The organism is Comamonas sediminis (assembly GCF_041107495.1).
GTDB classification, from domain to species: domain Bacteria; phylum Pseudomonadota; class Gammaproteobacteria; order Burkholderiales; family Burkholderiaceae_C; genus Comamonas; species Comamonas sediminis.
Genome location: NZ_JBGBDC010000003.1, coordinates 330,502 through 348,953, shown reverse-complemented (window position 1 = coordinate 348,953; position 18,452 = coordinate 330,502). Strand labels below are relative to the sequence as shown.

Sequence of the window (18,452 nt, the reverse complement as noted above, 5' to 3'; positions counted from 1 at the left end):
TCCATCACGTGCTGCGCGGCTTATACCGAGAAGCTCGATCCGCAACCGCAGGTGGTCGTGGCGTTCGGGTTCTTGATCACGAACTGTGCGCCCTGCAGGTCTTCTTTGTAATCGATCTCGGCCCCCAGCAGGTACTGGTAGCTCATCGCATCGATCAGCAGCGACACGCCGTTCTTGGTCATGGTCGTGTCGTCATCGTTGGCGATCTCGTCAAAGGTGAAACCGTACTGGAAGCCCGAGCAGCCGCCGCCTTGCACGAACACGCGCAGCTTCAGGTCCGGATTGCCTTCCTCGGCAATCAGATCGGCCACCTTGGCCGCTGCGCTGTCGGTAAAGACAATCGGGGTGGGCATTTCCGTCATGGTGTTTTCTGCAACTTCGCTCATGGGAGACGACTCCTGTCTTATTTGATGTACTGCAAAGAATGGTACTCCAATCGCCACCTTCACGCAGCCCGCCCGCCGGGTGACGCCAATTGCAGTGTGGGAATACCCCGATCGGTTCCGAGAACGTGTTGACGGTCTCAACAGCCATAAAAAAACCGCCCCGAGGGGCGGTTCTTGGCAAGTAGCCAGCAATTAACGCTTGGAGAACTGCTTTGCGCGGCGTGCAGAGTGCAGACCGACCTTCTTACGCTCGACTTCACGTGCGTCACGGGTCACGAAGCCAGCTTGGCTCAGTTGCGACTTCAGTGCTGCGTCGTAATCGATCAGAGCGCGGGTGATGCCGTGGCGGGTGGCACCGGCCTGGCCGGATTCACCGCCGCCGTGCACGTTGACCTGGATGTCGAAGGTTTCGACATTGCCGGTCAGCACCAGAGGCTGCTTTGCAATCATGATCGAGGTTTCGCGGCCGAAATATTGTTGAATGTCCTTGCCATTCACAACAATCTTGCCGGAGCCCTTCTTCAGAAACACACGGGCGACGCTGGATTTGCGACGGCCGGTGCCATTGTTCCAATCACCAATCATCTCGGGACTCCTTAGATTTCCAGCACTTTAGGCTGTTGGGCGGTGTGAGGATGCTCATCACCACCGTAGACCTTCAGCTTCTTGATCATGGCGTAGCCCAGAGGACCCTTGGGCAGCATGCCCTTGACAGCCTTCTCGAGCGCACGGCCAGGGAACTTGGCTTGCAGGTCGCGGAAGTTGGTGGCAGTGATGCCGCCGGGGAAGCCCGAATGACGGTAGTACACCTTGTCCGTGTTCTTGGTACCAGTGACCTTGAGCTTGGAGGCGTTGATGATGACGATGTAGTCACCGGTGTCAACGTGAGGTGTGTAAATGGCCTTGTGCTTGCCGCGCAGACGGAGTGCCACTTCGCTGGCGACACGTCCGAGCACCTTATCGGTGGCGTCAATCACAAACCACTCGTGTTGCACCTCAGCGGGTTTTGCGCTGAATGTAGACATGAGTTTTCTCTTTCAATAGAGGGTTTGGCGAATCCTTTTCCGCGGTCGGTGCTTCTTCTAGACGCAAGGAACTTGCGCAGGAAGCCTCTTAGGCGGGATACCCGGTTGCCGCGTAACCTTGCGGGCCCACTGCAACCAGTCTTCGCCGCGGGATTCATAAAAATCGCTGCGAAGCTCTCCATTATAAAAGCTTTTGCGCAAAGCGTAAAGTGCCTCCTCACATCCCCCAAAAGGCCGGGTTCGGGTGTACTCCGGGGTTTTTTGGCGTCCATAACCGCTGCCGCATGCCCCTTTGGCGCCGTAGCACGGCGCATATCGCTACCATTGGCGCCCTATGTTCAGTTACCGCCACGCCTTCCATGCCGGCAATCACGCCGATGTGCTCAAGCACACCATCCTGATTGCATCCCTGCAATACATGACGCAAAAAGAGGCGGCATTGGTTGCGCTGGACACCCATGCCGGGGCGGGCCTGTACCGCCTGGACGGCGACTACGCCACGACCAGTGCCGAGGCCGATGAAGGCATTCGCCGCCTCGAAGGCGTCAAGGACCTGTGCCCCATGCTGCAAGACTATGTGGACATGGTCAAAGCCTTCAACACCAGCAGCACCTACAAGGTCTACCCGGGCTCGCCCTTTATCGCGCAGCGCCTGCTGGGTGACCGCGACAAGCTCAAGCTGTTTGAGCTGCACCCCACCGACTGCCGTTCGTTGACCGGCAACATCGCGCAGTTGAAGGCCGGCCGCCAGGTCCAGGTGCTGCTGGAAGATGGTTTCGAGGGCGTGAAGAAGTTCCTGCCCCCGCCATCGCGCCGCGCGTTCCTGCTGTGCGACCCGAGCTACGAGATGAAGACCGACTATGGCCGCGTGCTCGACATGGTGGCCGACAGCATGCAGCGCTTCCCCACCGGCACCTATGCGGTCTGGTACCCGATCATCCCGCGCCAGGAAGCCCATGACCTGCCGCGCCGCCTCAAGACCCTGGCCAACAAGTTTGGCAAGAGCTGGCTCAATGCCGAGCTGACGGTCAAGAACAGCAAGATCACCACGGCCATGCGCCAGGGTGAGGAAAAGCGCCCCGGCCTGCCTGCCAGTGGCATGTTCCTGATCAACCCGCCCTTCACCCTGAAGGACCAGCTCAAGACCGCCCTGCCCCAAATGGCCGAGCTGCTGCAGCAAGACAGCAATGCCGGCTATGTGCTGGAGAGTGGCGGCAAGTAAGCACTGCCAGCCCGGCCACCCGCCATCGCAAAACGCAGGCCATCCATCCGATGGGCCTGCGTTTTTTGCTTTTGTGCGCTGAGGCTTTACCTTTTGCGCCGTGCTGCAGCCGCTGCCTTGCCAGGCTTGGCCTGTGCCTTGGTGGCCGGCACCACGGCCCGCACACGGCCACGGTGTTGCACCGCCGCCTTCGCTGCCGGCTGGCCGCGCGCACCATTACCGGCCAACGCACCGCTGCCGCGCCGCCCGGCCAGCACAAACGATGGGCAATCGTCGTCATCGTCATCCAGGGTCCACAGCTCCACCGGCTTGATGCCCAGGCCCAGCATGCCCAGCTCCTGGGCAGCGCCCTGGCTCAGGTCGATGATGCGGTCGCCGGCATAAGGGCCCCGGTCATTGATGCGCACCACCACCGCCTTGCCGGTGACCATGCTGCGCACACAGACCTGGGTGCCAAAAGGCAGGGTCTTGTGTGCTGCTGTCAGGCCTTCTTTGTCAAAGCGCTCGCCATTGGCCGTCTTGCGGCCATGGAACTGGCCGCCATACCAAGAGGCCATGCCTTGCTGGTCGGCTGATCGGTAAGGGTCTTGCTTGAGGGCGGGAGGAATGTCGGGCACATCCCAGGGGCGGGACAGCCCATCGATGCTGCTGAGCGGTGCCGACGGCGGCAGCACCAGGCCCAGGCCCCGGCGCTCACCGGCCAGTGCCAGTTCCTCTGGAGCGGTCGAGGTGATGGCCGCCTCTGTGGCGGAACGCTCCGGCGGGGTAAATGCGGCTTCGGGATGCACAGGGCCGGGCGCGGTGCTGTCTGGCTGCGCCGGCGGCGTGCCATCGACATCGCTGGGCACATGCACGCAGCCACCCGCCAGCGCGGCCAGGCTGACAGCGGCCAGCCAGCCTCGGCATCGCGATCGTGTGGATGAGGGCAACAGCAACTCCTGGTCTTTCCGCGCTTGGGCACATTCGGGGCCACCACGCTGCAAGACCACAGCGCTGTTGGCTACAGCCCCAGCCGGTCGCAGATCGCCAGTGTGGCTGCGCTTTGGTTCATGGTGTAGAAGTGCAGACCGACGGCACCACGGCGGCGCAGGTCCTCGCACATCTGGGTCACTACATCCAGGCCAAAGGCACGGATGCTGGCAACATCATCTCCATAGCCTTGCAGTCGCAGACGAATCCAGCGCGGGATCTCGGCACCGCAGGCATCCGAAAAGCGCATCAGCTGCGTCGATCCGGTGATCGGCATAATACCCGGGATGACCGGCAGGTCCACACCGCGTTTTTGTAAATCTTCTTGAAATCTGCAAAAGGCATCGGCGTTGAAGAAGTACTGCGTGATGGCCGAATCTGCCCCGGCTTTCACCTTGGCCAGAAAGGCTTGCAGGTCCGCTTCCGGGCTGCGCGCTTGCGGATGCATCTCCGGATAGGCGGCCACTTCGATGTGGAAATCCTGGCCGAATTCGTCGCGGATAAACGTCACCAAATCGCTGGCGTAGTGGAACTCACCGCCCAGGCCGTAGCCACTGGGCAGGTCGCCGCGCAAGGCCACCAGGCGCTTGACGCCCATGTCCTTGAGCTGCTGCAGCTGCGCACGCACGGTCTGCTTGGTGGCGCCCACACAAGAGAAATGCGATGCCGCATCCACACCTTCATCGAGGATGGCCTTGACCACGCCAAAGGTGCCCTCTTGCGTGGAGCCGCCCGCGCCATAAGTGACCGAGCAGAACTGGGGCTTGCGCGCATACAGCGCCTGGCGCACGACGCGCAGCTTCTCAGCGCCTTCGGGCGTCTTGGGCGGGAAAAATTCAAAACTGATCGGAAAAGACATCGGCGTCTCCAGGTCCTCAACACTTAACGTTCGTTGCGCTTTTTCTGCTTCGAGCGCGCGGGCCCCGGCTGTCCAAAACTGGCCGCTTCGGGGTCCACGTACAGCTCCTGCAGATCACGCTTGGCACGCATATCGGCACGCGAGGGGCGCTTGGCAGCGGCCTTTTTCGCGGGCGCTGCCGGGGCATCCGCACTGGCATCGGCAGCTGCAGGCACGGGCGCCTTGACGACCGCGCCTTGCTGGGCATGCACAAAGAACTCATGGTTGCCGTCGCCGCCATCAATGGCCGAATCCATCCATTGCTTGACCTCCAGGCCCAGCTCGGCGAGGCAGGCGCGGATGCGCTGTTCCACCTCGGCATACAAGGCCTTGTCGCGCACAATGCCGCCCTTGCCAATCTGGCCGGGCTGCAGCTCGAACTGGGGCTTGACCAGCATCAGCAGCTGGCCGCCAGGCTTGAGCACGCTCACCACCGCTGGCAGCACCAAGGTCAGCGAGATGAAGGACAGATCGCCGGTGACAAAGTCAAACTCGGGGCGGATATCGATGTTCTCGGTACCGGGTCGGCGGCGGCGCTCGACGGGGGCCGTGCCCTCCGCTTTGGCGCGCTGCTTGGCACTGCGCTCAGCCTTGAAGTCCTCGATCTCCTGCTCTTTGGCGTCCTGGCTGTCGTCGTATTCGTCATCGACCTGGCCGCCATTGCGCATCCAGGCATAAGGGGCCACCGGCTGGGTGTCGTTGTCCTCTTCTTCCAGCACGATCTCGGTCAAGGCCAGATCGCAGGCCGCTTCCAGGGATTCAGGCGTCAGCGCGCGGGCATTGAAGCCCTCGACACAGACCACGCGCTCATCGGCGCGCAGGCGCTCATGCAGTTGGCCCGTGCCCACATCGACACCGATCACCTGCCGGGCACCCGCCTGCAGCAGGCAGTCGGTAAAACCCCCGGTGCTCTGGCCCACGTCCAGGCAGCGCAGATCCTTGACCACCAGGCCGGTCGCCGCCAACGCGCCTTCCAGCTTGAGGCCGCCGCGCGAGATGTACTTGGCTTCCGAGTCATCGAGCAGCTCCACATCGGCGCCTGCTGGAATCTCGTCACCGTTCTTGGCCACCTTGATCCAGGGGGCCAGCGAGGTGGTGCGCCACTGCACACCCGCAGCAATCAGGCGCTGCGCCTGCGAGCGGGTCGACGCCAGGCCCGTTTCCACCAAAAACACATCTGCGCGCATGCGCGTTCCTTCAATCAAAACGACCGGCCGGCCCGCCAGGCGGAGCAGCCAGTCTTCACAACAAATGCCCTACCGGGCTGCAGCGCCAGGCGGCACCGAAGAGTGTCACCTGGCGCTGGGATTTCCGCTCAGCTTAATAACGGTAGGTTTCAGGCTTGTAAGGGCCTTCCTTCTTCACGCCGATGTAGTCCGCTTGCGCCTGGGTCAGTTCGGTCAGTTGGGCGCCGACCTTCTTCAGGTGCAGGCGTGCGACCTTCTCGTCCAGCACCTTGGGCAGCACATAGACCTTGCCCACTTCGTAGGCGTCGGGGCGGGTGAACAGCTCGATCTGCGCCAGGGTCTGGTTGGCAAAGGAGTTGGACATCACAAAGCTGGGGTGGCCGGTGGCGCAACCCAGGTTCACCAGGCGGCCCTTGGCCAGCAGGATGATCTTCTTGCCATCGGGGAAGGTGATGTGGTCGACTTGCGGCTTGATCTCTTCCCACTCGTACTTCTCGATCGATGCGACATCGATTTCGTTGTCGAAGTGACCGATGTTGCAGACGATGGCCTCGTCCTTCATCGCGACCATGTGCTCGTGGCGGATGATGTCCTTGTTGCCGGTGGTGGTCACGAAGATGTCGCACTTGTCAGCGGCGTACTCCATGGTCACGACCTTGTAGCCTTCCATCGCGGCCTGCAGGGCGTTGATCGGGTCGATCTCGGTCACCCAGACCTGGGCGCGCAGCGCAGTCAGCGCCTGGGCGCAGCCCTTGCCCACGTCACCGTAGCCAGCGACCACGGCCACCTTGCCGGCGATCATCACATCGGTTGCGCGCTTGATGCCGTCCACCAGCGATTCGCGGCAGCCGTAGAGGTTGTCGAACTTGGACTTGGTCACCGAGTCGTTGACGTTGATCGCGCGGAACAGCAGCGAGCCGTTGGCCGACATTTCGTTCAGGCGGTGCACGCCGGTGGTGGTCTCTTCGGTCACGCCCAGAATATGGGCCGACTTGCGGCTGTACCAGGTTGGATCGACGGCCAGCTTGGCCTTGATCGCAGCAAACACGATCTTCTCTTCTTCGCTGCCGGGGTTGGCCAGCACGGAGAGGTCCTTCTCGGCCTTCTTGCCCAGGTGCATCAGCATCGTCGCATCGCCACCGTCGTCCAGGATCATGTTCGGGCCTTCGCCTTCGGTGCCCTTGGCGCCGAATTCAAAGATCGCGTGGGTGTAATCCCAGTAGTCCTTCAGCGACTCGCCCTTGATCGCGTACACGGGCACGCCGGTTTCGGCGATGGCGGCAGCGGCGTGGTCCTGGGTCGAGAAGATGTTGCACGAGGCCCAGCGCACTTGGGCGCCCAGGGCCGTCAGCGTCTCGATCAGCACGGCGGTCTGGATGGTCATGTGCAGCGAGCCGGTGATGCGCGCGCCCTTCAAGGGCTGGGCAGCAGCGAACTCTTCACGCACGGCCATCAGGCCAGGCATTTCGGTTTCTGCGATCTTGATTTCCTTGCGGCCCCAAGCGGCCAGGGAAATATCGGTAATCGCAGAGTCAGCGGGATTGAAGCGAACAGCAGCGTTCATGGTTTTCTCCAAAAATTGAATGAAAAACCACGTTCCGCGGAAGAAGGGGAAAGACCATCTCACCGCACAGAAAGCGTGGGTGAGCGTCGTTGCGAGATGAAATCCGAGCCTCACGCCCCGTGGTGGTCTGGCGCCTTGCCAGACTGGGAAACGCTGCAACGCTCCTCGGATGGAGTGCGATTATAAGGGCATCAGCCCTGTAACCCCACCAGGCGGTAGCCCACTTGCAGCTCGGTGAGCAGATGCCGGGGCTGGGCCGGCTCGGCCTCGATCTTCTGGCGCAGGTTGGCCATGTGCACGCGCAGGTAATGCGGCCGGTCCAGGTACTCCGGCCCCCAGACCTGCAGCAGCAGCTGGCGGTGCGTCAGCACCCGGCCCTGGCCGGCAATCAGCGCCGCCAGCAGCCGGAACTCGATAGGGGTCAGGTGCACGGCCACGCCCGCCTGGCGCACCTCATGCGTGGCCAGGTCCACCTCCACATCGCCAAAACGCACCGTGCTGCCGGGCTTGTCGCCCCCGCTGCGCTGGCCCCGGCGCAGCATCACGCGCAGCCGCGCCAGCAACTCGGGCACGCCAAAGGGCTTGCTCAGGTAGTCGTCGGCACCGGCATCCAGTGCGGCCACCTTTTCCTCTTCCTGGTCGCGGGCCGAGAGCACCAGCACCGGCAGCCCACTCCAGCCGCGCAGCTCGGTGATCAAGGTCTTGCCATCGGCATCGGGCAGGCCCAGGTCCAGCACCAGCACATCGGGCTGCCGGCTGGCCGCCTCGATCAGACCGCGCCGGGCGCTGTCGGCTTCAAAGACCTGCCAGCCTTCGTCCTCCATGGCCAGACGCACAAAGCGGCGGATATTGGGATCGTCGTCCACCAGGAGGATGCGGGGGGCTGCAAGCGTCATGCGCCCGATTGTGACAAAAAACCGGGGTGGTTTGCGCCTGTGTACCGAGAGGAAGCGGGCACTTCGCTACACTTCAGCACCCTGGCACTGCCGCTGCACTGCCGCCTGCCCCATGTTTGCAAGCCCACCTTCTTCCCCTCCACAGACCCAAGGCTGGTGCCCTGGCGCCTGGCAGCCCATGGCCTCCGGCGATGGGCTGGTGGTGCGGGTGCGGCCGCCGCTGGGCCAGCTGTCGGCCGCGCAGGCACAGCGTCTGGCCGAGCTGGCAGAGGCGCATGGCGCCGGCCTGCTGGAGCTCACCAGCCGCGCCAATATCCAGCTGCGCGGCGTGGCCCCCGATCAGCACAGCAGCCTGCTCGATGCGCTGGCCGCCCAGGGCCTGCTGGACCCTGACGCGCGCCAGGAGCAGCTGCGCAACCTGGTCATCGACCCGCTGTGCCAGCCCGCTGACGGCGTGCTGGCACTGGCCGAGGCCTTGCAGCAGGCGCTGGTGGCCGATGCGGCGCTGGATGGCCTGCCCGCCAAGTTTGGCTTCTCGCTGGCCAGTGGCCGCCATGGTGGCCTGGCCGATGTGGCCGCCGATGTGCAGCTAGTGCGCGATGGCACCCAGGGCTGGCGGCTGCAGGTGCCCGGCCAGCCCATCGCCTGGCAGGCCGACAGTCCCTCACTCACCGTGCAAGCCGCGCTGGTACTGGCCCGCTGGTGCGCCGCCCAGGCACGCGCACGGCGCGCGGTGGGCGAGCACCCGGACCGCTTGCCCCAGCTACTGCGCCAGCCAGGCGAGTTACCGCCACTGGTCCTGCCCACAGGCCTGCGCCAAGTACCCCCTTATCTGCCTGCCGATGGCAGCCCAAACCCGGGCTGGCAGCGCGGCCTGGGCCTCCTGGTGGCCGCGCCGCTGGGCCGGGTCACTGCCGGCGCACTGGCGCGCCTGGCCCGCAGCGGCATCCGCAGCCTGCGGCTGACCCCCTGGCGCATGCTGCTGGTCGAAGGCCTGGCGCCTTCCGGCAGCGCGGTGCTGGCAGCGGCAGGCCTGGACGACCCCGCGCACTGGATCCGCGATCCGCAAGATGCCCGCCTGCGCGTGTCGGCCTGCAGTGGCGCGCCCGGCTGCCGCCAGGCGCTGGCGCCCACGCAGGATCTGGCGCTGGCGCTGGCCCCCCATGTGCCTGATGGCGCGCACCTGCATGTCTCGGGCTGCGCCAAGGGCTGTGCACGCCAGCTGCCGTCGACCGTGACCTTGGTGGCGCAAGCGGGCCCGGATGGGCCCGTGTTTGGCTACGCCCGCGGTGCGACGGCCCAGGCCGCCCCCGATTCCCGCTGGAGCGCGCGCAGTCTGCGCGACAATCCCGGGCTGATGTTTGAAGAAATCTGATGGTTCATACCTACGAAACCAATGGCGCCGAGATCTATCGGCAGTCTTTCGCCACCATCCGCCGCGAGGCCGATCTGCAGCGCTTCACCCCCGGTGAGGAGCGCGTAACGGTACGCATGATCCATGCTGCCGGCATGGTCGAGCTGGCCGCGCATGTGCAGTTCTCCGCCGGTGTCGTGGCCGCCGGCCAGCGCGCGCTGGAGGCGGGCGCTCCCGTGCTATGCGATGTGCGCATGGTCAGCGAAGGCATTACCCGCTCGCGCCTGCCCGCAGGCAACCCTGTGATCTGCACCCTGCATGAACCCGGTGTGGCCGAGCTGGCGCAGAAGATGAACAACACCCGCAGCGCCGCGGCGCTGGAGCTGTGGCGCCCGCACCTGGCCGGCGCTGTCGTGGCGATCGGCAATGCGCCGACCGCCCTCTTCCACCTGCTCAACATGCTGCAGGACCCGGGCTGCCCCCGCCCAGCGGCCATCATCGGCTGCCCGGTGGGCTTTATTGGCGCGGCCGAATCCAAGCAGGCGCTGATGCAGGACCTGCCGGTGCCCGCGATGATCGTGCGCGGCCGCCTGGGCGGCTCGGCGATGACCGTGGCTGCCGTCAATGCCATGGCCAGCCATGTTGAATAAGAGCAGCCTGGCCGCGCCGGGCCTCATCTGCGTGGGCCTGGGCCCGGGCGACCCCGAGCTGATGAGCATCAAGGCCGACCGCCTGGTGCGTGGCGCCCGCCATGTGGCCTTTTTCCGCAAAAAAGGCCGGCCCGGCAAGGCCCGCCAGCTGGTCGAGGGCATGCTCAACCCCCAGGCCGCCGAGTACCCGATGGAGTACCCGGTGACCACCGAGATCCCGGTGGACAGCCCCGCCTATGTGCAGCAGCTGGCCCAGTTCTATGAGGACTGGTGCCTGCGCCTGGCCGCGCTGGCCAAGCAGGAGCAGGTGGTGGTGCTCTGCGAGGGCGACCCCTTTCTCTACGGCTCCTTCATGCACCTCTACACCCGGCTGCGCGCGCGCGGCGATGTGGACCTGCAGGTGGTGCCGGGCATCCCCGGCATGGTGGGCTGCTGGCATGCCACCGGCGAGCCCATCACCTGGGGTGACGATGTGCTGAGCGTGATGACGGGCACCCTGTCCGAAGACGAGCTGGTGCGCCGCATGGACACGGCCGATGCGCTGGTGGTGATGAAGGTGGGCCGCAACCTGCCGCGCATCCGCCGCGCGCTGGCGCGCGCAGGCCGGGCCGATGCCGCCTGGCTGGTGCAAAACGGCACCACCGAGCAGCAGCAGGTGGCGCGCCTCTCAGACGTGGGCGACGAGGTCTGCCCCTACTTTGCGATCGTGCTGGTGCATGGCCAGGGCCGCCGCCCGGAGGCCGCATGGTAGGCCGCGGCCAGCTGACGATTGCCGGCCTGGGCCCCGGCGGCCTGGAGCAGATCACGCCCGCCGTGCTGCAGGCCTTGCTGGCGGCCGACGCGGTCGTGGGCTACTTCCCCTATGTGGCGCGTGCGCAGGCCCTGGTGGCGCAAAGCGCGCCGACGGGCAGCCGCCAGCCGCAGTGGCTCGCGTCGGACAACCGGGTGGAGCTGGAACGCGCCCAGCAGGCGCTGGAACTGGCAGCCCAGGGCCGCCAGGTCGTCGTGGTCTCGTCCGGTGATCCGGGCGTGTTCGCGATGGCATCGGCGGTGTTTGAAGCCTTGGAGCGCGCGCCAGGTGCGCAGGCCGAGCGCTGGCTGGCGCTGGATGTGCAGGTACTGCCCGGCGTTACCGCGATGCTGGCCGCCGCCGCCCGCGCAGGCGCGCCGCTGGGCCATGATTTTTGCTGCATCAATCTGTCGGACAACCTCAAGCCCTGGCCGGTGATTGCCCGCCGCGTGGCACTGGCGGCCGAGGCCGATTTTGCGATGGCCTTCTACAACCCGCGCTCGCACAGCCGGCCCGAGGGCTTCAACCGCCTGCTGGCCCTGCTGCGCGCGCATTGCGAGCCAGAGCGGCTGCTGGTGTTTGCCCGCGCCGTCTCCACGCCCGAGGAATCGCTGCAGGTCTGCAGCCTGGCCGAGGCCCAGCCCGAGATGGCCGATATGCGCACCGTCGTGCTCGTAGGCAACCGCCTCACCCGCCGCGTGGGGCGCTACACCTACACGCCGCGCTATTACGGTGATGTGGACGGCAAGGCGCCATGACGGAGCCAATGCATGACCGCCGCCACGCTGTCGGTGCGCGGCCGCAGCGGCAGTGCCGGGCGCTGCACCATCACGACCGGCAGGCCCAGCGCACGGGCAGCGTCGATCTTGCCCTGCGTGGCGGAGCCGCCGGCATTCTTGGCCACCAGCCAGGCGATGCCGTGCTGCTGCAGCAAGGCCAGGTCGTCTGCCATGCTGAAAGGGCCCCGGCCCAGCACCGCCGTATGCCGGGGCAGCGGCAAGCTGCCGGCCTGGGGTGCATCGACCAGGCGCAACAGGTAATGGTGCTGCGGGCAGGCGGCAAAGGCATCGAGCTGTTTGCGCCCCACGGCCAGAAACACCCGGCTGGGCGCCTCGGGCAGCGCGCTGGCGGCATCGGCCATGCTGGCGACATCGGTCCAGCGGTCGCCGGGCTGCGCCTGCCAGGGCGCGCGCTCCAGCGCCAGCAAGGGCGTGCCGGTGGCTTCGCAGGCCACGCAGGCATGGCGGCTCATCTGCGCGGCAAAGGGATGGGTGGCATCCACCACATGGCTGATGCCCTGGGCGCGGATAAAGTCCGCCAGGCCCTGGGCCCCGCCAAAGCCGCCGCTGCGCGTGGGCAGCGGCTGGGCCAGCGGTTGCTGGGTAACCCCGGCATACGAGAAGCAGGCCCGCACACCCGCCTGGTGCAGGGCCTGGGCCAACTCGCTGGCGCCGCTGGTGCCGCCCAGCAGGAGAACATGCGTCATGACTGATCCCTGGTTGACGTTGATAGGTTTGAACGAGGATGGATTGTCAGGCCTGGGCGCTGCGGCCCAGCTGGCATTGGACCAGGCTGAGCTGGTATTTGGCGGCCCGCGCCATCTGCAGCTGGCCGCCATCGATGCGCGTGGCCGCCCCTGGCCCCAGCCTTTTGATGTGGCCCCGGTGCTGGCCGCGCGGGGCCGGCGGGTGGTGGTGCTGGCCTCGGGCGACCCCTTCTGGCATGGCGTGGGCGGCAGCCTGGCCGCGCACCTGCAGCCTGATGAGTGGCGCTGCCATGCCCAGCCCTCGACTTTTTCACTGGTTGCCGCCCGCCTGGGCTGGCGGCTGGAAGCCTGCGACTGCCTGGGCCTGCATGCCAGCCCCATCGCACAGTTGCTGCCCCGCCTGGCGCCTGGCCGGCAGCTGATCACCCTGCTGCGCGATGGCGACGCCGTGCGGCAGCTGGGCGATTGGCTGCACGAGGAAGGCTGGGGCCAGAGCCCCTTGTGGGTGATGGAAGCCGTGGGCGGCCCGCGCGAGCGCTGCCGCATGCTGCGCGCCGATGAGGCCGCCGCTGCGCTGAAGACCGACCCGGCGCAGGCGCCGGTGACCGTGGCCTTTATCGCCCAGGGCGGCCCTGCCTTGCCGGCCGTGCCCGGCAGGCCGGACGGCTGGTATGCCCACGATGGCCAGATCACCAAGGCACCGGCGCGTGCGCTGACCCTAGCCACCTTGGCCCCCCGGCCGGGCGAGCGGCTCTGGGACATTGGCGGCGGCTCGGGCTCGGTGGCTGTGGAATGGTGCCTGGCCGGAGGCCTGGCCATCAGCATTGAGCAGCATGCCGCGCGCGTGGACAACATCCGCCGCAATGCCGAGCGCTTTGGCCTGCAGGCCCGCATGCAGGTGGTGCACGGCCTGGCGCCAGAGGCTTTGCAAGACCTGCCCGCGCCCCAGGCCATCTTTGTTGGCGGCGGTTTTGACACCGCACTGTTTGCCGCGCTGCGGACCCACATGCCCACAGGCTGCCGCCTGGTGGTGAATGCCGTGACCTTGGAGACCCAGGCGCTCTTGGTGCAGCTGCATGGCGAGCTGGGCGGCGAGCTGCTGCAGCTGGAGCTGTCCAGCGCCGCCGCGCTGGGCCGCATGCGCAGCTGGAAGGCCGCACGCACGCTGGTGCAGTGGAGCTGGCAGGCATGACGGCATCAGCGCCGCACCGCTGCGTGGTGCTGGGCATGGGTTTGCGTGCCCAGGCCCAGGCCGCCGACCTGCAGGCGCTGTGGCTGCAGGCCCGGCAGGACCAGCCCGCGCTGGCCGAGTTTTGCGCGGTGGCGGTGCTGCAAGGCAAGGAGCAGCGGCCGGCGCTGCAGCAGTGGGCCGCGCAGCTGCCGTTTGCGGTGGCGATAGTCGCGGTGGCCGAGCAGGCCCTGCCCGCGCAAGCGGTGGTGACGCAGTCGCCCCGCCTGCTGGCGCGTTACGGCACCGGCAGCGTGGCCGAGGCCGTGGCCATGTCTGCGGCTGCACCCGCGCCCCGCTTGCTGCTGGCCCGCCTGGTGGCCGGCGACGGCAGCGCCACCCTGGCCGCCGCACTGCGCGAGCGCGGCACCACCCCCTATTGTTGTCTGGCAGCGGGCATGCGCCCGGCTGATCCACAAACCCAAGGAGTTACGGCATGACCGTGCATTTCATCGGCGCCGGCCCCGGCGCTGCCGACCTGATCACCGTGCGCGGCCGCGACCTGATGGCCCGCTGCCCCGTGTGCCTCTATGCGGGCTCGCTGATCCCGCGCGAGCTGCTGGCCCATTGCCCGCCCGGCGCGCGCATCGTCAACACCGCGTCAATGAGTCTGGACGAGATCATCGAAGAGATCCGCGCGGCCGATGCGCAGGGCCAGGATGTGGCACGCCTGCACTCGGGCGATCTGTCGGTCTGGTCGGCCATGGGCGAGCAGCTGCGCCGGCTGCGCGCGCTGGGCGTTGCCTACAGCGTGACGCCGGGCGTGCCCTCGTTTGCCGCGGCAGCCGCCACCCTGGGCGCCGAGCTGACCCTGCCTGGTTTGTGCCAATCGGTGGTGCTGACGCGCACCTCGGGCCGCGCCACCGCCATGCCCGAGGGCGAGCAGCTGGCCGCCTTTGCCGCCACCGGCGCGGTGCTGGCGATCCACCTGTCCATCCATGTGGCCGAGAAGGTGCAAAGCGAGCTGCTGCCGCACTATGGCGCGGACTGCCCGGCTGCCATCGTCTGGCGCGCCAGCTGGCCCGATGAAACCGTTGTGCGCACCACTGTCGGCCAACTGGCCCAGGCTGTTGCGGCCAGCATGGAGCGCACCGCCATCATCCTGGTGGGCCGCAGCATCAGCGCCGAGGACTTTGGCGAGAGCCGCCTCTACGCCACCGACTACGACCGCCGCTACCGGCCCCAGGGCACCGAGCCGCGCTTTCCGGCACCGCAGGCGGCGGTGGATACCGCCACCGACCGGCCACTCGCAGCGGCGCCCGCGAACAGCGAAGGCCAGGCATGAGCAGCAGCTTGCCGCCGGTCGCGCTGAGCCTGATCGGCATCGGCACCGGCAACCCCAACCACCTGACCCGCCAGGCCATCGCGGCGATGAATGCAGCCGACCTGCTGCTGCTGCCCCACAAGGGCGAGGACAAGGCCGAGCTGGCTGCGCTGCGCCAATCGCTGTGCGACGCCGTGCTACAGCAGCCCGCGCCGCAGACGGCCGGCTTTGACATGCCCGAGCGCCGCAGCCAGGGCGATGACTACCTGAACCAGGTCGATGAATGGCATGCCGCGATCACCCTGCGCTGGCAGGCCGCGATTGCGCAGGCGCTGGAGAGCGGCTTGGTGCCGCGTGCGGGTAACGGCGTGCTGCAGGTGGCGCTGCTGGTCTGGGGCGATCCATCGCTGTACGACAGCACCCTGCGCATTGCCGCGCGCATGCAGCCCGCGCCGCTGCAGGTCACGGTCATCGCCGGCATCACCTCGATGCAGGCGCTCACGGCAGCACATGCAATCGCCGTCAATGACATTGGCCAGCCCTTCACCGTCACCACCGGCCGCCAGCTGCGCGAGCAAGGCTGGCCGGCCGGGGTGGACACGCTGGTGGTGATGCTCGACGGCCAGTGCAGCTTCAACAGCCTGCCGGCGGCGCAGGCCCGCGATGTCTACATCTGGTGGGGTGCCTACCTGGGCATGGCCCAGCAGTGCCTGGCGCATGGCCCGCTGGCCGAAGCGGCCGAGCGCATTGTGGCCATGCGCGCCGCAGCGCGTGCCCGGCATGGCTGGATCATGGATATCTACCTGCTGCGCCGCCTGCCCGGCGCTGCACCCTCCGGTCAATCCAGCGCCGGCTGAGGCAGCACCGGCAGCGCCAGGCTGAACACGGCCCCCGGCCCGGGGTCGGCCGCAGCGGCATGCAAACTGCCCCCATGGGCCTGCACAATGCGCTGCGCCAGCGCCAGCCCCAGGCCGATGCCGGAGATGCTGGACTCGGCATGGCCCCGGCTGAAAGGCGCAAACAGTTGGTCGGGCGCCAGGTGCGCGGGCAGGCCCGGCCCACGGTCCTGCACCCGCAGGAGCAATTGGTCGTGCTCGGCCTGCGCCGTCACCAGCACGGCAGTGCCTGCCGGTGTGTACTTGCTGGCGTTGTCCAGCAGGTTGACCAGCACCCGCTCCATCATCCCGGCATCTATCCACAGCAGCGGCAAACCGGCCGGCAGCTGCAGCTGCACCGGGTGCTCGGCCAGGCGCCCGCCCAGCTGGCGCAACGCGCTGCCGACCAGCTCATCGACGGGGATCCAGGCGCGCTGCAGGTGCACGCCATCCTGCTGCAGCCGGGCCATGGCCAGCAGGTTGTCCACCAGCTGCTGCAAGGCCTGGGCCTGGTTGCGGATCTGCACCAGCATGTCCTGCGCGGGGCCAGGCGGCGCATGCGGCAGCCCGGCCTGGGCGGCACCCAGGATGCTGGTGAGGGGTGTGCGCAAATCATGCGATACCGATGACAGCAAGGTATTGCGCATACGCTCGCCCTCCATCGCCACCTGGGTCTGCTGGGCCACCTCGACAAAGTGCACACGCTCCAGCGCCAGCGCGATCTGGCTGGCACAGGCGTCCAGCAGGCGGCGTTCCTCGGGCACCTTGAGGCGATCGGGCGTGCGCAGCTGCAGCACCAGCACGCCGCGCGCCCGCACCGGCGCCATCAGCGGCACGTAGAGCGCGTCCGATGCCGCCAAGGTGTCCGTGCCCCGGCCGGCCATCTGGCTGTGCTCCATGCTCCAGCGGCCGACACTGCTGTCTATCGCCGCCTCGCTGCCAGGCGCTACCTGCAACTGCTCTTGCGCATCGGGCAGCAGCAGGCCCGTGCGCGCATCGAACACCCCCGATACCGTCGTCAGCGCCGTCTGCACGACCTGCGCCTGCGTCAGTGCGCCCGACAGATCACGGGCCAGGCGCGCCAGCGCGCCGGCGCGGCGCTCGCGCTCTGCCGCCACCCGGGCCTCATGCCGCAGCCGCGCCATCAGCTGGCCGCAAACCAGCGCGACGCCCAGCATCAGGCAGAAGGTGAAGATGTACTGCGTGTCATTGACGCCGAAGGAGTTGCGCGGTGGCACAAAGCAAAAATCAAACAGCAGCACCGACAACAGCGCCGCCCAGGCGCCCGGCCCCCGGCCCCAGCGCAAGGCCGACAGCACCACGACCAGCAAAAACAGCATCACCACATTGGCGGGGTCAAACACCTGCAGCAGTGCCTGCGCCAGCAGCGCGGCCGCGCCGCAGGCCAGGCTGGCTCCCAGGTAGCCGCGCCAGGGCCAGGGCGCCTCCCGCACCGGCGCGGGCTCGGGCCGGTTGCGCGGCCGGGGCACGGACAGCAGCAGCACATCCAGGCCCGGGTCCAGCCGGGCAATCTGCTCGGGCAGGCGCGATGAGGCCCAGGGCCACCAGCGCCGCGCCGCTGGCGGCACGCGTGCCAGCACCAGGTGGCTGGCATTGCGCTCACGCGCAAAATCGACCAGGGCCGCAGCGACCTGCGCACCCGGAATCGTCGCGGTATCCGCCCCCAGGCGGCCGGCCAGCGCCAGCGTTTTGAGCACGGCCTGCTGTGACTGCGCTGAGCGGTGCTGGCGCGCCGGTGCATCGACATACACCACCATCCAGTCGGCCTCCAGCCGCCGGGCCAGCCGTGCCACCTGGCGCACCAGCGCGTCGTCCCCAGCCTGGCCGCTGACGGCAACCAGCAGGCGCTCACGCGTCGGCCAGACATCGCCGATGGCGCGCTCGCGCCGGTAGTCGCGCATGTCCTCATCGACCCGGTCAGCGGTGCGGCGCAGTGCGAGTTCGCGCAAGGCCAGCAGGTTGCCCACGCGGAAGAAATGGTGCGAGGCCCGCTCGGCCTGCTCCAGCGGGTAGATCTTGCCAGCCTTGAGGCGCTTGAGCAGCTCCTCGGGAGGCAGGTCGACGACGATGACCTCGCTGGCGTCGTCAAAGATATGGTCGGGCACGGTCTCATGGACCTGGATGCCGACAATGCCGCTGACCACATCGTTGAGGCTCTCCAGGTGCTGCACATTGAGCGTCGTCCAGACGTCGATGCCGGCATCGAGCAGCTCCTGCACATCCTGCCAGCGCTTGGGATGGCGCGACCCAGGCGCATTGCTGTGGGCCAGCTCGTCGAGCAGCAGCACCTGCGGGTGGCGTGCCAATGCGGCATCCAGGTCAAAGGCCTCGCGCTGGCGGCCCTGGTGGGCCAGCATGCGGCGGGGCAGCAGCTCCAGGCCGTGCAGCTGCTGCACGGTCTCGGCCCGGCCATGGGTCTCCACCAGCCCCACCAGCACCTGGCGGCCCGCCTGGCGCTCGCGCTGCGCGGCCGCCAGCATCGCATAGGTCTTGCCCACACCGGCATTGGAGCCAAAGTAGATGCGCAGCTTGCCCCGCGCCGCTTGCTGCTGGTCGGCCTTGAGCTGGGCGACCAGCGCGTCCGGGTCGGGCCGTGCGGCGGCGGTGCTGGGGGAGTTGCTGGGGTTGGGCATGGTG

Annotated in this window: 19 protein-coding genes and 1 riboswitch; of the genes, 9 read left to right on the top strand and 10 right to left on the bottom strand. The window is 67.3% G+C overall.

Annotated elements, in window-relative coordinates:
* Positions 1-20 precede the first annotated feature (20 nt).
* From erpA to rplM, 3 genes are all read right to left on the bottom strand, one after another.
* Complete coding sequence (gene erpA / locus AB7A72_RS09210; RefSeq protein ID WP_021026899.1) at positions 21-386, bottom strand: iron-sulfur cluster insertion protein ErpA; 366 nt, start codon at positions 384-386, stop codon at positions 21-23.
* A gap of 192 nt (positions 387-578) precedes the next feature.
* Complete coding sequence (gene rpsI / locus AB7A72_RS09205) at positions 579-971, bottom strand: 30S ribosomal protein S9 (protein WP_021026900.1); 393 nt, start codon at positions 969-971, stop codon at positions 579-581.
* A gap of 11 nt (positions 972-982) precedes the next feature.
* On the bottom strand, positions 983-1,411 hold the full coding sequence (gene rplM, locus AB7A72_RS09200; RefSeq protein ID WP_230780412.1) for a 50S ribosomal protein L13: 429 nt from the start codon (positions 1,409-1,411) through the stop codon (positions 983-985).
* Positions 1,412-1,745: 334 nt separating this feature from the next.
* Between rplM and AB7A72_RS09195 the strand changes: the two genes are divergently transcribed.
* Positions 1,746-2,633: a 23S rRNA (adenine(2030)-N(6))-methyltransferase RlmJ gene (locus tag AB7A72_RS09195; protein WP_239809493.1), complete on the top strand. Its 888-nt coding sequence runs from the start codon at positions 1,746-1,748 to the stop codon at positions 2,631-2,633.
* Positions 2,634-2,719: 86 nt separating this feature from the next.
* Here the strand turns inward: AB7A72_RS09195 and AB7A72_RS09190 are convergent, their stop codons facing one another.
* The 5 genes from AB7A72_RS09190 to AB7A72_RS09170 form a co-directional block, all read right to left on the bottom strand.
* Entirely contained in the window at positions 2,720-3,562 is an 843-nt protein-coding gene (locus tag AB7A72_RS09190) for a septal ring lytic transglycosylase RlpA family protein (protein WP_369459712.1), read from the bottom strand.
* A 71-nt stretch (positions 3,563-3,633) separates the two neighbouring features.
* Positions 3,634-4,461, bottom strand: coding sequence for a methylenetetrahydrofolate reductase [NAD(P)H] (gene metF / locus AB7A72_RS09185; protein WP_133857436.1), 828 nt, complete (start codon positions 4,459-4,461; stop codon positions 3,634-3,636).
* Positions 4,462-4,484: 23 nt separating this feature from the next.
* Positions 4,485-5,687 carry a TlyA family RNA methyltransferase gene (locus AB7A72_RS09180; RefSeq protein ID WP_312531054.1) on the bottom strand — a complete coding sequence of 401 codons (1,203 nt, stop codon included), beginning with the start codon at positions 5,685-5,687 and terminating at the stop codon, positions 4,485-4,487.
* 133 nt (positions 5,688-5,820) lie between these two features.
* Positions 5,821-7,251, bottom strand: coding sequence for an adenosylhomocysteinase (gene ahcY / locus AB7A72_RS09175; RefSeq protein WP_369459711.1), 1,431 nt, complete (start codon positions 7,249-7,251; stop codon positions 5,821-5,823).
* A 74-nt stretch (positions 7,252-7,325) separates the two neighbouring features.
* Positions 7,326-7,424: riboswitch (S-adenosyl-L-homocysteine riboswitch) on the bottom strand.
* Positions 7,425-7,442: 18 nt separating this feature from the next.
* Entirely contained in the window at positions 7,443-8,147 is a 705-nt protein-coding gene (locus AB7A72_RS09170) for a response regulator (protein ID WP_369459710.1), read from the bottom strand.
* 112 nt (positions 8,148-8,259) lie between these two features.
* Here AB7A72_RS09170 and cobG point away from each other — a divergent pair, with 112 nt between their 5' ends.
* Genes cobG through cobJ form a run of 4 tightly spaced genes read left to right on the top strand, consistent with a single transcriptional unit; the run spans position 8,260 to position 11,699 of the window.
* The gene (cobG, locus tag AB7A72_RS09165; protein WP_369459709.1) at positions 8,260-9,522 is read left to right on the top strand and encodes a precorrin-3B synthase; all 1,263 of its coding nucleotides are present in this window, start codon (positions 8,260-8,262) and stop codon (positions 9,520-9,522) included.
* Entirely contained in the window at positions 9,522-10,151 is a 630-nt protein-coding gene (locus AB7A72_RS09160) for a precorrin-8X methylmutase (protein ID WP_239809498.1), read from the top strand. The genes cobG and AB7A72_RS09160 overlap by 1 nt, the downstream gene beginning before the upstream one ends.
* Complete coding sequence (cobI, locus tag AB7A72_RS09155) at positions 10,141-10,902, top strand: precorrin-2 C(20)-methyltransferase (protein WP_369459708.1); 762 nt, start codon at positions 10,141-10,143, stop codon at positions 10,900-10,902. Before AB7A72_RS09160 ends, cobI begins: the two co-directional genes overlap by 11 nt.
* Entirely contained in the window at positions 10,896-11,699 is an 804-nt protein-coding gene (gene cobJ, locus AB7A72_RS09150) for a precorrin-3B C(17)-methyltransferase (protein ID WP_369459707.1), read from the top strand. The genes cobI and cobJ overlap by 7 nt, the downstream gene beginning before the upstream one ends.
* On the opposite strand, the gene AB7A72_RS09145 is transcribed toward cobJ, so the two are convergent.
* Positions 11,669-12,427: a cobalt-precorrin-6A reductase gene (locus AB7A72_RS09145; protein ID WP_369459706.1), complete on the bottom strand. Its 759-nt coding sequence runs from the start codon at positions 12,425-12,427 to the stop codon at positions 11,669-11,671. The two genes, cobJ and AB7A72_RS09145, sit on opposite strands and share 31 nt — an antisense overlap.
* Here AB7A72_RS09145 and cbiE point away from each other — a divergent pair.
* Genes cbiE through cobF form a run of 4 tightly spaced genes read left to right on the top strand, consistent with a single transcriptional unit; the run spans position 12,426 to position 15,776 of the window.
* Positions 12,426-13,619, top strand: coding sequence for a precorrin-6y C5,15-methyltransferase (decarboxylating) subunit CbiE (gene cbiE, locus AB7A72_RS09140; protein WP_369459705.1), 1,194 nt, complete (start codon positions 12,426-12,428; stop codon positions 13,617-13,619). The two genes, AB7A72_RS09145 and cbiE, sit on opposite strands and share 2 nt — an antisense overlap.
* Positions 13,616-14,095: a cobalamin biosynthesis protein gene (locus AB7A72_RS09135; RefSeq protein WP_369459704.1), complete on the top strand. Its 480-nt coding sequence runs from the start codon at positions 13,616-13,618 to the stop codon at positions 14,093-14,095. Before cbiE ends, AB7A72_RS09135 begins: the two co-directional genes overlap by 4 nt.
* The gene (gene cobM / locus AB7A72_RS09130) at positions 14,092-14,940 is read left to right on the top strand and encodes a precorrin-4 C(11)-methyltransferase (protein WP_369459703.1); all 849 of its coding nucleotides are present in this window, start codon (positions 14,092-14,094) and stop codon (positions 14,938-14,940) included. Before AB7A72_RS09135 ends, cobM begins: the two co-directional genes overlap by 4 nt.
* The gene (gene cobF, locus AB7A72_RS09125) at positions 14,937-15,776 is read left to right on the top strand and encodes a precorrin-6A synthase (deacetylating) (RefSeq protein WP_369459702.1); all 840 of its coding nucleotides are present in this window, start codon (positions 14,937-14,939) and stop codon (positions 15,774-15,776) included. The genes cobM and cobF overlap by 4 nt, the downstream gene beginning before the upstream one ends.
* Here cobF and AB7A72_RS09120 read toward each other — a convergent pair.
* Positions 15,758-18,448: a DUF4118 domain-containing protein gene (locus AB7A72_RS09120; RefSeq protein WP_369459701.1), complete on the bottom strand. Its 2,691-nt coding sequence runs from the start codon at positions 18,446-18,448 to the stop codon at positions 15,758-15,760. The genes cobF and AB7A72_RS09120 overlap by 19 nt on opposite strands.
* Positions 18,449-18,452: the final 4 nt, after the last annotated feature.